The organism is Rhodopseudomonas pseudopalustris (genome assembly GCF_900110435.1).
Taxonomy (GTDB): domain Bacteria; phylum Pseudomonadota; class Alphaproteobacteria; order Rhizobiales; family Xanthobacteraceae; genus Rhodopseudomonas; species Rhodopseudomonas pseudopalustris.
Window position 1 is genome coordinate 195819 of sequence record NZ_FODT01000003.1, and the last position, 12928, is coordinate 208746.

General features: G+C 66.8%; 9 protein-coding genes and 1 other RNA gene. 2 read left to right on the plus strand and 8 right to left on the minus strand.

The annotated features are described in order from the left end of the window. Nucleotides 1–124 precede the first annotated feature (124 nt). From murD to rsmH, 7 genes are all read right to left on the minus strand, one after another. The gene (gene murD, locus BMY71_RS07170) at nt 125–1537 is read right to left on the minus strand and encodes a UDP-N-acetylmuramoyl-L-alanine--D-glutamate ligase (RefSeq protein WP_092682716.1); all 1413 of its coding nucleotides are present in this window, start codon (nt 1535–1537) and stop codon (nt 125–127) included. Between the two features lie 157 nt (nt 1538–1694). Next, on the minus strand, nt 1695–2780 hold the full coding sequence (gene mraY, locus BMY71_RS07175; protein WP_011503788.1) for a phospho-N-acetylmuramoyl-pentapeptide-transferase: 1086 nt from the start codon (nt 2778–2780) through the stop codon (nt 1695–1697). Between the two features lie 10 nt (nt 2781–2790). Further along, on the minus strand, nt 2791–4230 hold the full coding sequence (locus BMY71_RS07180; RefSeq protein ID WP_092682718.1) for a UDP-N-acetylmuramoylalanyl-D-glutamyl-2,6-diaminopimelate--D-alanyl-D-alanine ligase: 1440 nt from the start codon (nt 4228–4230) through the stop codon (nt 2791–2793). Continuing rightward, nucleotides 4227–5699: a UDP-N-acetylmuramoyl-L-alanyl-D-glutamate--2,6-diaminopimelate ligase gene (locus BMY71_RS07185; RefSeq protein WP_092682720.1), complete on the minus strand. Its 1473-nt coding sequence runs from the start codon at nt 5697–5699 to the stop codon at nt 4227–4229. The genes BMY71_RS07180 and BMY71_RS07185 overlap by 4 nt, the downstream gene beginning before the upstream one ends. Nucleotides 5700–5814: 115 nt before the next feature. Next, nucleotides 5815–7569, minus strand: coding sequence for a peptidoglycan D,D-transpeptidase FtsI family protein (locus tag BMY71_RS07190; RefSeq protein WP_011503791.1), 1755 nt, complete (start codon nt 7567–7569; stop codon nt 5815–5817). Next, complete coding sequence (ftsL, locus tag BMY71_RS07195; protein WP_041806048.1) at nt 7566–7946, minus strand: cell division protein FtsL; 381 nt, start codon at nt 7944–7946, stop codon at nt 7566–7568. The genes BMY71_RS07190 and ftsL overlap by 4 nt, the downstream gene beginning before the upstream one ends. Then, on the minus strand, nt 7946–8944 hold the full coding sequence (rsmH, locus tag BMY71_RS07200; RefSeq protein WP_092683131.1) for a 16S rRNA (cytosine(1402)-N(4))-methyltransferase RsmH: 999 nt from the start codon (nt 8942–8944) through the stop codon (nt 7946–7948). Before rsmH ends, ftsL begins: the two co-directional genes overlap by 1 nt. Before the next feature lie 500 nt (nt 8945–9444). On the opposite strand from rsmH, the gene BMY71_RS07205 reads away from it, so the two are divergent. Then, on the plus strand, nt 9445–10311 hold the full coding sequence (locus BMY71_RS07205; RefSeq protein ID WP_092682722.1) for an N-acetylmuramoyl-L-alanine amidase: 867 nt from the start codon (nt 9445–9447) through the stop codon (nt 10309–10311). A 73-nt stretch (nt 10312–10384) separates the two neighbouring features. Then, an RNA gene (rnpB, locus tag BMY71_RS07210) (RNase P RNA component class A) lies at nt 10385–10814 on the plus strand. Between the two features lie 117 nt (nt 10815–10931). Here the strand turns inward: rnpB and BMY71_RS07215 are convergent. Further along, entirely contained in the window at nt 10932–12734 is a 1803-nt protein-coding gene (locus tag BMY71_RS07215; protein ID WP_092683133.1) for an ABC transporter ATP-binding protein, read from the minus strand. Nucleotides 12735–12928: the final 194 nt, after the last annotated feature.

Consider the following 12928-nt stretch of genomic DNA (forward strand, 5'->3'; position numbering starts at 1 on the left):
CATTGGTGCGCTTGCGTGGTTGCCAAGAGGTTAACAGGATTGGACGGAAGCGAGGTTGTGAACCGGCAACCAGAAAAAGCTGTCATCCCCCGCGAACGCGGGCGATGACCTCGGTGGTTGTGGATCACACCACCAGCTTCACGCCGGGGAGCGCCGTCACCAGATCACGAAACTTGGCGCCGCGGATCTCGAAATTGCGGAACTGGTCGAACGAGGCGCAGGCCGGCGACAGCAGCACCACGGGCTCGGCCAATCCCGATGCCGCTGCATCGCGCGCCGCAGCCGGCACGGCGTTGTCCAGCGTCTCGCTGATCTCGTAAGCGACCTTTCCCTCCAGCGTCGCGGCAAATTCCTCGGCCGCTTCGCCGATCAGATAGGCCTTGCGGATGCGCGGGAAGTACTCGGCGAGGCTTTCGATGCCACCGGTCTTCGGCTTGCCGCCGGCGATCCAGAAGATCTCGCCGAACGACGACAGCGCCTTGGCGGTGGCGTCGGCGTTGGTGCCCTTGGAATCGTTGACGAACAGCGTGGCGCCCTCACCGCTCGATTGCCGGCCGACCTGCTCCATCCGGTGCGCGAGGCCCGGGAAGCTACGCAGCCCCTTCTGCAACGCGTCGGCGCTGACGCCGAGCGCCAATGCGGCCGCCGCCGCCGCCGCGGCGTTCTGTGCGTTGTGCAGGCCGCGCAGCGAACCGATGCCGCCGAGCCGCGCGATCTCGCGTGAAGCGCCGCCGGCCGAGCTGCGAATGGTCTCATGATCGGCGGTGATGCCGGAGGCCAGCGGTTGCTTCACCGAAATCCGCACCACCTGCTTGCCGGCACGCTCCAGCCGGTCGGCGGCGTCGCGGCCGAAGCCGTCATCGACGCCGATGATCGCCGTGCCGCCGTCCTGCACGCCGGCGACCAGCCGCTCCTTCACCGCGGCGTAGCGCTCGATCGTGCCGTGGCGATCGATGTGGTCTTCGGTGACGTTGAGCAGGATGCCGACGGTCGGAGCGAGCGAGGGCGTCAGATCGATCTGGTAGGACGACATCTCGATCACATGGACGCGGCCGCTACGCGGCGGCTCCAGCGACAGGATGGCGGTGCCGATATTGCCGCCCATCTGGGTGTCGTAACCGGCCTCGCGCATCAGATGCGCGATCAGCGCGGTGGTGGTCGACTTGCCGTTGGTGCCGGTGATGGCGACGAACGGCGCGTCCGGCGCATGCCGCCGCCGTTCGCGGCAGAACAGCTCGACATCGCCGATCACTTCGACGCCGGCCTCGCGTGCCTTCAGGACGCTCCAATGCGGCGTCGGATGCGTCAGCGGCACGCCGGGCGTCAGGATCAGCGCGGCGAAATTGGCCCACGGCAAACTGCGCAGGTCAGCGGTGATGAAATTTGCCTGCGTCGCTTCCACCACGCGGTCGAGATTGTCGTCGCATGCGATCACTTCGGCGCCGCCGGCGCGCAGCGCGTGGCAGCTCGCCAGCCCCGACCCGCCGAGCCCGAACACCGCCACGGACTGCCCGGCGAAGGAGGTTACGGGAATCATTGTATCGCCTCGCGCGCCACCGGCACGGCGTCATCCTGAGGTGCTCGCCGTCTTCGGCAAGCTTCGAAGGTTCGCCGCGCGTGCCCGTTGCCATCTCTCGAGGCTCGCAACAGCTCGCACCTCAGGATGACGCTGCGACGGTCCAGCATGAAATCCCTCACCGCAGCTTCAGCGTCGCAAGGCCGGCCAGCGCCAGCATCACGGCGATGATCCAGAAGCGGATCACGATCTGCGGCTCGGTCCAGCCCTTCTGCTCGAAATGATGATGGATCGGCGCCATCCGGAAGACGCGCTTGCCGGTCAGCTTGAACGACGCCACCTGCACGATGACCGACACCGCTTCGAGCACGAACAGTCCGCCGATCACCGCCAGCACGATCTCGTGCTTCACCGCCACCGCGATCGAGCCCAACATCCCGCCGAGCGCCAGCGAGCCGGTGTCGCCCATGAAGATCGAGGCCGGCGGCGCGTTGAACCACAGAAATCCGAGGCCGGCGCCGAGCAGCGCGCCGCACAGCACCGCCAGTTCGCCGGTGCCGGCGACGTAGTTGATCTGCAGATAATCGGCGAACACCGCGTTGCCGGCGAGATAGGCGATCAGTCCGAAGCTCGCGGCCGCGATCATCACCGGCACGATCGCGAGGCCGTCGAGGCCGTCGGTCAAGTTCACCGCATTGCCGGCGCCGACAATGACGAACGCGCCGAAGATCACGAAGTACCAGCCGAGATTGAGCACGACTTCCTTGAAGAACGGAATCACCAGCGAGCTCGACAGCGAGCTGCGGCCGAGCCACACCAGCGCGAAGCACGCGGCGCCGGCGATCGCGAATTCGATCAGCAGCCTGGTTCGGCCGGAGATGCCGGCATGAGTTTGCTTGGTCACTTTCATGTAGTCGTCGTAGAAGCCGACGAAGCCGAAGCCGAGCGTCACCGCCAGCACGATCCAGACATAGGGATTGACCGGATTGGCCCACAGCACCGTGCCGACCGTCAGCCCCGACAGGATCATCAGGCCGCCCATCGTCGGCGTGCCCTTCTTGGTGACGAGATGCGATTGCGGCCCGTCGCTGCGGATCGGCTGGCCCTTGCCCTGGCGCAGCCGCAGATTGTTGATGATCCACGGTCCGCACAGGAACACGAACAGTGCACCGGTCACCACCGCGCCGCCGGTTCGGAAGGTGATGTAGCGGAAGACGTTGAACGCCGGAATTGAGCTGGAAAGATCGATCAGCCAGTAGAGCATTCAAGCCGCCTTACACCGCAGCGTCATCGCGCGCGGTCTTGCCGGGAAAGCGCTTCTCGAGCGCGGTGACAATCGTTTTCATGCGCGAGCCGAGCGAGCCTTTGATCATCAGCACGTCGCCGGCACGGATCGCCGCAACCACCTGAGATTCGAGCGCGGCCGCGGTCTCTGCATAGCCCCCTCGCTTCCCTGAGGAAAGGGCGTCCCACAAATTGCGCATCAGCGGACCGCAGCAGAACACCAGATCGATTGCGTTATTCCGCACCGACTCGGCGAGGTCGCGATGCAACTCCGGCCCGGCCGGGCCGAGTTCCAGCATGTCGCCGAGCACAACGATCCGCCGTCCCTGCGGACCGACCGGGACCTGGCCGAGCACGCCCAGCGCCGCCACCATCGACGCCGGATTGGCATTATAGCTCTCGTCGATCAGCGTGGCCTCGCTTTGCCCGAATTCGAGCGCGCGGCGGACGCCACGGCCGGCGGCGGGCTGGACGTGCGACAGCGCCAGCGCCGCCAGCGCGAGATCAGCGCCGACAGTTTCCGCCGCGGCCAATACGGCCAGAGAATTCATCGCGATATGCCGCCCGGGAATCCCGAGCTTGTAAGTGACGTCGCGGCCGAAAATCGTCGCATGCACCGCGGAGCAATCGGCGTGCAACGCGACGTCGAGCAGCCGCGCATCGGCCTCGACATCGGCACCGAACGATACGACGCGACCGACGCCGGCCTTGCGGGCGCTGTCGGTGAGCCGCTTGAACATCGCATTGTCGCGATTGAGAACCGCCGTGCCGCCGGGCACCAGCCCAGCGAAGATTTCCGCCTTGGCGTCGGCGATCGCTTCGATGCCGGAGAAGAACTCGAGGTGCACCGGCTCCACCGTGGTGATGATCACCACATGTGGTCGCACCATCTTCACCAGCGGTTCGATTTCACCCGCGTGGTTCATGCCGATTTCGAACACCGCGTAGCGCACGTCCGCCGGACAGCGCGCCAACGACAGCGGCACGCCCCAGTGATTGTTGAACGACGCCACCGAAGCGTGGGTCTCGCCTTGCGCCCCGAGCACGCCGCGCAGCGCCTCCTTGGTCGAGGTCTTGCCGACCGAGCCGGTCACCGCGATGATCTTGGCGTCGAGCCGCGCCCGCGCCGCGCGGCCGAGCTCGCGCAATCCGTCGAGTACGTCGTCGACCACCAGCAGCGGCGCGTCGGCGGCGAACTTGGCGCGCTGCGCCCTCTCCACCACCGCCAGCGCCGCGCCGGCATTCAGCGCGGCGGCGACGAAATCGTGACCATCGTGGACGTCGCCCTTGATCGCGAAATACGCATCGCCCGGCGCCAGCGTGCGGCTGTCGATCGAAATGCCGAACACATCGCGCGGCAGCGAGCCGCTCGCGGCGGCGCGCATCGCCTCCGCCATCGCATCCGAAGTCCAAAGCGGTGGTTTGCTCATCCGGCACTCGTCGACAACGCCGCCGCGGCGGCTTCGTGATCACTGAACGGCAGCACCGTGTCGCGCACGATCTGCCCGGTCTCATGGCCCTTGCCGGCAATCAGCAGCGCATCGCCCGGCGCCAGCGCGGCGATCGCGGTGCGGATCGCCTCGGCGCGATCCCCGATCTCGCGCGCTCCCGGCGCGGCGGCGAGGATGGCGGCCCGGATTGCGGCAGGGTCTTCGCTGCGCGGATTATCGTCGGTGACGATGATGCTGTCGGCGTTCTCGGCTGCGATCGCGCCCATCAGCGGCCGCTTGCCGGCGTCGCGATCGCCGCCGGCGCCGAACACCACGACGAGCTTGCGCTTCGCGTAGGGCCGCAGCGCCTGCAGCGCCTTCGCCAGCGCATCAGGCTTGTGCGCGTAGTCGACGAACACCGGCGCGCCGCGGCGCTCGCCGACGAAATCGAGCCGGCCCGGGGCGCCTTCGAGATGATCCAGCGCCGCGAACGCCGCCGCCGGATCGCCGCCGGCGCCGATCACCAGCCCGGCCGCGACCAGCGCGTTCTCGATCTGGAATTCGCCGACCAGCGGCAGATGCACCGCGGTGCGGCGGCCGGCATGTTCGATCGTGAGCTTCTGCGCGAAGCCGTCGATCGACGCCTCGATCAGCCGGATGCCCTCGCCTGCGTCGCCGTTGCGGCCGACGGTGATCAGCCGCAGCCCTCGCGCACGTGCGGCGTCGATCACTTGCGCCGAACAGTCGTGGTCAGCGGAAATCACCGCGGCCCCGCCGTCGATCACCAGATCGCGAAACAGCCGGAGCTTGGCGTTGAGGTAGTGCGCGACGTCCGGATGATAGTCCATATGGTCTCGCGACAGATTGGTGAAGCCGCCGGCCGCGACGCGAACGCCGTCGAGCCGGAACTGATCGAGCCCGTGCGATGAGGCTTCGAGCGCCAGATGCGTGACGCCTTCGCCGGCGATCTCGTCGAGCGAGCGATGCAGCGCGATCGGGTCCGGCGTTGTCAGTGAACCGTAGACGCTACGCGTCGGGGTGACCAGACCAATGGTGCCGATGCTTGCCGCAGCGTGTCCGAGCCGTTGCCAGATATGCCGGGTGAACGCCGCGACCGAGGTCTTGCCGCTGGTCCCGGTCACCGCGGCGATGGTCCGTGGCTGTCGCGAATAGAAACGCGCGGCGGCCAGCGCCAGCGCGCGGCGCGGATTGCCGAGGGGCACGAACGGCACGGCGAGTTCGCCATCCGGCGCATGATCGCCGGCGACCGCGACCGCGCCGGCGTCGATCGCAGCGGCGATGAAGCGTGCGCCGTCGGTCTTCGCCCCGGCCAGCGCAAAGAACAGATCGCCCGGCTTCACCGCGCGGCTGTCGACCGCAAGGCCGCCGACGTCGAGATCGGCGGCGCCGCGCGGCGAGCCCTGTGCGTCGATCGGGGCGTCGTCGCTGAAGAGATCGCGGAGCTTCATGGTCCTTGTCCGGTCAGCCGGTTCGAATGGGATTCAGCACGCAAACCGGGCTTGTAGCGCAAGCGCGCCCCGGTGCAACACGACTGACGCAGTACCGTCCCGCGCGTTGCGGGTGCTATTGGGCCGTCTTCGATGCCGCAAGAATAAGGCGGTCGGGCGGCGGCAGATCGAACCGCGGCTCGATTCCCAACAGCGGCGCGATTCGTTCGATCACCTTGCCACCGGTGGGCACCGCGTTCCAGCCCGAGGTGATGAAACCATGGGTTTCCGGCAGCGCCTTGGGCTCGTCGAGCATCACCAGCACCTGGAACTGTGGATTGTCGGCCGGCAGCACCGCGGTGAACGAGTTCAGCACCTGCTTCTTGGCGTAACGGCCGTTGATGACCTTTTCCGAGGTGCCGGTCTTGCCGCCGATATAGTAGCCCTTGGCGATCTGATCGGCGGTCCTGGCGGTGCCGATTTCGGCGTTGAGCCGCATCAGATAGCGGATCTTGTCGCTGGTTTCCTTCTTGACCACGCGCTTGGCCATCTTCAGCGCGTCTTCCTCGCTGCGCTTGAGGAAGGTCGGCGGAATGAGGTAGCCGCCATTGACCATGGCGTTGATGCCCATCACCGCCTGCAGCGGGGCGACGGCAACGCCGTGACCGAACGAAATGGTGATGGTGTTGAGTTCGCCCCAGCGCTTCGGCACGATCGGCGACGCGCTTTCCGGCAGCTCCGTGCGCAGCCGGTCGAGCTGGCCGACCTTCTTCAGGAACGCCTTGTGCGCCTCGACGCCCTGGGCGATCGCGATCCGCGCCGCGCCGACATTGGAGGAGAAGGTGAACACTTCCGCGAGCGTGATCGGGCGGCCGAGCGGATGGGTGTCGTGGATCGCGAACTTGCCGTAGCGCAGCGCGCCGCGCGCGTCGTACAGCGTGTTCAGCGTCGCCTTGCCCGAGTCCAGCGCCATCGCCAGCGTCAGCGTCTTGAAGGTCGAACCCATTTCGTACACGCCGGTGGTGAGCCGGTTGATGCGGTCGGGGTCGTTGGCCTCGCGCGGATTGTTCGGATCGAAATCCGGCAGAGACACCATCGCCACGATCTCGCCGGTATTGACGTTTGAGACGAGGCCCGACGCCGCCTTGGCGCTGTACTTGTTCTTCGCCTTCAGCAGTTCGTCGCGCAGCGCATGTTCGACGCGGATGTCGACCGCGAGTTCGACCGGACGCTGCAGCCTGTCGGAAGCGAAACCGGCGCGATGCAGATCGGCGAGGCCGTTGTTGTCGAGCCACTTCTCGATGCCGGCGATGCCCTGGTTGTCGATGTTGACGAGGCCGATCAGATGCGAGACCTCGGTGCCGGTCGGATAGACCCGCTTGTTCTCGCGCAGGAAGCCGATGCCGGGGATGCCGAGCTTCTTGATATCGGCCTGCTGTCGCGGCGTGATCTCGCGCTTCAACCAGACGAAGCCCTTTTTCGACGCCAGCCGCTCGCGGACTTCCTGGGTCTCGAGGTCGGGCAGCGTCGCGGTGAGCAGCTCGACCGCTTCGTCCTGATCGATGATGCGGCGCGGCTCGCCGAACAAGGAAGGCGACTTGACGTCGGTGGCGAGGATGGTGCCGTTGCGATCGACGATATCCGGCCGGGCGGTGGCGATCGCATCCTGCGACGCCGTGCGCCGCGTGCCGTGGCTGTCGCCGAACAGCGCGATCATCGACAGCTTGAAGGCGATCACGCCGTAGACCGCGGCGAACGCCAGCATCGCGAGGCCGACGCGGGCGCGCGCCTTGGCGTCGCGGTCGACGTCGCGCCCATAGATCAGGCTGCGGATCAACCGCTGGCGCCAACCGACGCGATGGCCGACAAGTGGAAGCGACGGATCAATCACTGCGCGGCCTCCGGCGCCGGCAGCGAGCCGGTGATGATGTCGGGATCGATTTTATCGATCATCGACGCGATCGGATCGGGATCGTTCGGATTGACGATGGTCGGCGGCCGCTCCGGCAGGTTCTTCAACTGGTCGAACTGGCGGGCGCTGATCGGCTTCAATTTGAGGTGGCGGTCGGCGAGACCCTGCAGACGCCCCGGCGCGTCGAGCTGGGCCCATTCGGCGCGCAGCCGCGCGATCGCCTCGCGCTCCTTGCGCGCTTCGGCGTGGAGCTGCAGCACCTTCTCGGTGCGCGCAGTCGAATCCATCTTGATCCGGTAGACATAGGCCGCGGCGAACACCAGCATTCCGATCACCGCCAGATGAATGATGCGCATCATCGGCCGGCCCTCATCACCGAGGCCAGCGTCGGCCATCCCGGCAGATCGTCGGGCCTGTGCGCCGGCGCCGCGGTGCGTTCGGCGCCGCGCAGCTTGGCCGAGCGCGCGCGCGGATTGGCGGCGATTTCGGCGTCGCCCGCGACGATCGGGCGCTTGGTCAGCACGGTGAAGCTCGGCGCCGCCTGCGTCAGCTCCGGCAGATGCCGCGAGCCGCCGCCGGTGCGGCTGCGGTCGCCGAGGAAGGTCTTGACGATGCGGTCTTCCAGCGAGTGGAACGACACCACGGCGAGCCGCCCGCCAGGCTTCAGCACCCGTTCGGCAGCGGCGAGCGCCTGATACAATTCGTCGAGCTCTTCGTTCACGAAGATCCGCAGCGCCTGGAACGTCCGCGTCGCCGGGTGGATCTGCCCAGGCTTGCTGCGCACCACCGTGGCGACGATGTCGGCCAGCGCCTTCGTCGTTGCGATCGGCGCGTCCTTGCGCGCGGCAATGATGGCGCGGGCGACGTGGCGGGAATATTTCTCCTCGCCGAAGATATAGATGATGTTGGCGAGGTCGGCTTCAGACGCATGCGCGACCACGTCGGCCGCGGTCGGGCCGTCATTGCCCATCCGCATGTCGAGCGGCCCGTCGAGCCGGAACGAGAAGCCGCGATCGGCTTGATCGACCTGCATCGACGACACGCCGATATCCATCACCACGCCGTCGACGGCCTCTGCGCCCTGCGCTTCGCAGACATCGGCGAGATTGGAGAAGCGATCCTCGACCAGCGTGAGCCGCCCGCTTGTGCTCTGCACCAGGTCGAAGCCGTCGGCGATGGCGTTGCGGTCGCGATCGATCGCGATCACCCGCGTGTCGGCCGCCTCCAGGATCAGCCGCGTATAGCCGCCAGCGCCGAAGGTGCCGTCGACATAGACGCCGCCGTCGCGCGGCGCGAGCAAGCCCACCGCCTCGACCCCCAGCACCGGAATATGGCGCGGCCGCGTTTCGGTCATGCGTCCGGCCCGGCCGGCAAGGCCGTCAGCCCGGTCCGTGCCGTACGGAGGCCGGGTCCGGCGCAATTCGGCTGCAATGTCGGCGGCAACGGGCGCATCGTCTTTCGAAACTCCCAGTTCCACGACGGGATCAGCCAGAGCGCCGGCGACCGATCCTGGAGAACCCGGCGGTCCGGCTGGAATCTGTAGGATTGCCATCGGCTTATGGGTTTTCAGAGGGAGGCCCGGCGATCACCGGCGGTTCGGCTCTTCACCCCTCAGTAACGTCCCTTAGCCTTAAGAAAACGTTGACACCGAGGGTCAGGATCGCCGGACAAATTGCTCTACAGGCGATTGGCCACGGGTATCGAAGTGATGCGGCCCGTCCACAGTCCACAGAAAATGGCAAAATCATGAAACAGGCGCGTTGCGGTCAATTGTAATGACCGGGATAGTGAACGGGCGCTGCGGCTCGTCGCACCCGCACTGTCGCCGTTCTCCTGCCGGGTTTGGATCGTCTGATGCTGTCAGGTTCGCTCGCGTCTGCGGGTCACGAGTCGAAACGTCGACGTGTCGTCCCACTGCCCAAGGGCATCGTGGCCATGCAGACCTTCATGCCTGACTCCTCGGTCGTGTCCGACGTGATTCCGTCGCCGAATTTCGGCGAGCGCAACAAGGCCCGCCGGCCCGACATGATCGTCCTGCACTATACCGGGATGCCCGATGTCGAGGGCGCGCTGACACGGTTGTGCAAGGCGGGCACCGAGGTGTCGGCGCATTACGTCGTGCTCGAGGACGGCCGGATTCTGCAATGCGTGCCGGAATCCAAGCGCGCCTGGCATGCCGGCGTCGCGAAATGGGCCGGCGAGGACGACATCAACTCCTGCTCGATCGGCATCGAGATCATCAATCGTGGGCACGATTGGGGCTACCCTGACTACCCGCTCCGGCAGATCGCCGCGGTAATCACGCTGTGCCGCGGCATCATCATCCGCCGCAACGTGCCGCCGCATCGGGTGCTCGGCCATTCCGATGTCGCGCCGTCGCGCAAGAAGGACCCCGGCGAGAAATTTCCGTGGCGCTCGCTCGCCGCCTCCGGCGTCGGCCATTGGGTCGAGCCGGCGCCGATCGAGGCCGGCGCCGGATTCAGGCTCGGCGCCGAGGGCGAACAGATCCGGGTGATGCAGCAGGCGCTGGCCGATTATGGCTATGGCATCGCCGCCACCGGCAAGTACGACCCGGCGACCGTCGAGGTCGTCTCAGCGTTCCAGCGTCACTTCCGACCGGAGAAGGTCGACGGTGTCGCCGACGGCTCGACGCTCGCGACGTTGCACGCTTTGCTCGGCGAGCTGCCGATCGACGTCCGCGCCACCGCTGCGCTGACCTGAACCGGTCCCGTCCCAACGCATCACCCGACGTTACGCCTTGACGCCGCAGCATCCAGCCCGCATGGCTGTCGCGTCAGTCGGCCGGACGGCCGCTCCGGCAAGCGCCGAAAGGCCGCCGGGGAGGAAAGTCCGGGCTCCATCGACATACGGTGCCGGATAACGTCCGGCGGGGGCGACCCCAGGGAAAGTGCCACAGAGAACGAACCGCTTCCCCCTCCCCTCGGGGTGGGGGCGAGTAAGGGTGAAAAGGTGCGGTAAGAGCGCACCGCGTCGCCGGCAACGGAGACGGCATGGTAAACCCCACCGGGAGCAAAACCGAATAGGGACGGCATCGCGGACAGTTCGCTTTCGGGCGATAACTCCGCAGGGCGATGTCAGGCTCGCCGTCCGGGTAGGTTGCTCGAGGCCATGTGCAAACATGGTCCCAGAGGAATGGCCGTCACGTATCGGCTGCGCAAGCAGCCGGTGCCCTCCAGAACCCGGCTTACAGGCCGACTGATACTAATTCCGTCAAGCGTTTTCGGCTCTCTGCTTCACGTGGAGAAAACGCGGCAAGATGAATGAGGGGCCGGCGCCTACACCGGCCCCTCGCCATTTTCTCTGCCAGGCATCAGACCGCCTCACTCCGCGGCAGACAACCGGCCGCTCTCCATCGCTTGGCGCTCGAACAGCCCGCGATAGAGCCCGTTCGGGCGTGCCGCCAGCGTCGCGTGCGTGCCCTGCTCGACGATGTCACCGCGGTCGAACACCAGAATGCGATCGAGGCTACGCACCGTCGACAGACGATGCGCGATCACGATCGCGGTCCGGCCCTTCATCAGGCGCTCCATCGCCTGCTGGATCAGCATCTCGGATTCGGAGTCGAGGCTGGACGTCGCCTCGTCGAGAATCAGGATCGGTGCGTCGGCCAGAAATGCGCGCGCCAACGCCACCCGCTGCCGCTCGCCGCCGGACAGCTTGACCCCGCGCTCGCCGACCAGCGTGCCGTAGCCGCCGGGCATCCGCATGATGAAATCATGGGCGTTGGCCAGCCGCGCCGCCTGCTCGACCTCCGCGAGGCTGGCGTCGGGCCTGGCATAGGCGATGTTCTCGGCCAGCGATCGGTGAAACAGGATCGGCTCCTGCTGCACGATCGCGATCTGGCTGCGCAGCGATTGCTGGGTGGCCAGTGAGATGTCCTGTCCGTCGATCAGGATACGGCCGGCGGTGACGTCATGGAGCCGCTGCAGCAGCTTGACGAAGGTGGTTTTGCCCGAGCCGGAGCGGCCGACCAGGCCGACGCGCTCACCGGCGTCAATCTGCACGGCGAGCCGATCGTACAGCGGCGTGGCGTGACCGCCATAAAGGAACGTCACGTCCTCGAACACGATGCGCCCGCCATGCACGCGGATCGGCTGCGCACCGGCGGCGTCGACGATGCCGATCGGCGCGTCGTGAATCGCGACCAATTCCTCCATGTCGTTGATCGAGCGCTGCATATTGTTGATGTGCATGCCGATATCACGCAAGTAACCGTGGATGATAAAGTAGCTGGTCAGCACGTAGGTGACGTCACCTGCCGAGGCTTGGCCGTCCAGCCACAGCCACAGCGCGCTGCCGACGACGGCGGCGCGAATGATCAGCAGGATCGTGAGCTGCGCCGTGCTCGTGTAGTTGTACCGGAACCAGGTGCGGCTCGTCCGCGACCGCCAGCGTGCAACGGCCCTTGCCAGCCGCGTGTCCTCACGCGTTTCGGCGCCGAAGGCCTTGACCACCGCGTTGCAGGTCAGCGCATCGGCCAGCGTCCCGCCGACCCTGGTGTCCCAGACGTTGGAGATCCGCGCAGCCGGAGCCACGTAGCGCGTGGAGAACAGCACCGTCATCGTCACATAGGCGACAGTGCCGAGCGCGATCACTGCGCCGAGCAAGGGCCAGTGCAGGCCGAGCAGGATCATCGAGCCGACCAGCACCAGGAGCGACGGCGCCAAAGCCATCAGCAGCGTGTCGTTGAGCAGATCGAATGCCCACATCCCGCGGGTGATCTTGCGCACCGTCGAGCCGGCGAAACTGTTGGCGTGCCAGTCGGTGGAGAAGCGCTGCACCCGCGCGAACGCGTCGCGTGCGACATCGGACATCATGTTCAGCGTGAATGGCACGATCGCCTGCAGCCCCACGAGGCGCAACACCATCGCCAGCAGGCCGAGCGCCACGATGGCGCCGAACGCGGTGAACGCCGCGCGGCGCGCGTCGGGATCGGACGCGCCGGCAGTGACCGCGTCAACCAGATGTCCGGAAAACAGCGGCATGAACAGGTCGGCGACGGTGGCGCCCAGCAGGCCGGCGACCACCGTGGCCATGCGACCCGGCTGGTTGCGCCAATGGCGGAAGACGAAGGACAGCACGACGCGGATCGCGTCGGCGCTCTTGCCGGTTGAACGAGTCATGGCATCATCCGGCTGCGTCGAGGCGCAAGCCGGCTCCAATTCAAGGGCCCGCAACGGCGACGCCGCGCGCAGGCACGATCAGTAACGGGTGGTAGTGGAAGTGTTGCGCCCGATCGGATGTTCGAATCCGACCCCTCGCCGACCTAACGTGCGGTCAAGGCGCCAAGGATCGGCTGCGAATGCGGGAGCGCGAT

Coding starts and splice junctions, on each gene's coding strand:
- BMY71_RS07215 (WP_092683133.1), bottom strand. CDS start 12,734: ATGACTCGTTCAACCGGCAAGAGCGCCGACGCGATCCGCGTCGTGCTG.
- ftsL (WP_041806048.1), bottom strand. CDS start 7,946: ATGCGCATCATTCATCTGGCGGTGATCGGAATGCTGGTGTTCGCCGCG.
- BMY71_RS07180 (WP_092682718.1), bottom strand. CDS start 4,230: ATGAGCAAACCACCGCTTTGGACTTCGGATGCGATGGCGGAGGCGATG.
- mraY (WP_011503788.1), bottom strand. CDS start 2,780: ATGCTCTACTGGCTGATCGATCTTTCCAGCTCAATTCCGGCGTTCAAC.
- BMY71_RS07205 (WP_092682722.1), top strand. CDS start 9,445: ATGCTGTCAGGTTCGCTCGCGTCTGCGGGTCACGAGTCGAAACGTCGA.
- rsmH (WP_092683131.1), bottom strand. CDS start 8,944: ATGACCGAAACGCGGCCGCGCCATATTCCGGTGCTGGGGGTCGAGGCG.
- murD (WP_092682716.1), bottom strand. CDS start 1,537: ATGATTCCCGTAACCTCCTTCGCCGGGCAGTCCGTGGCGGTGTTCGGG.
- BMY71_RS07185 (WP_092682720.1), bottom strand. CDS start 5,699: ATGAAGCTCCGCGATCTCTTCAGCGACGACGCCCCGATCGACGCACAG.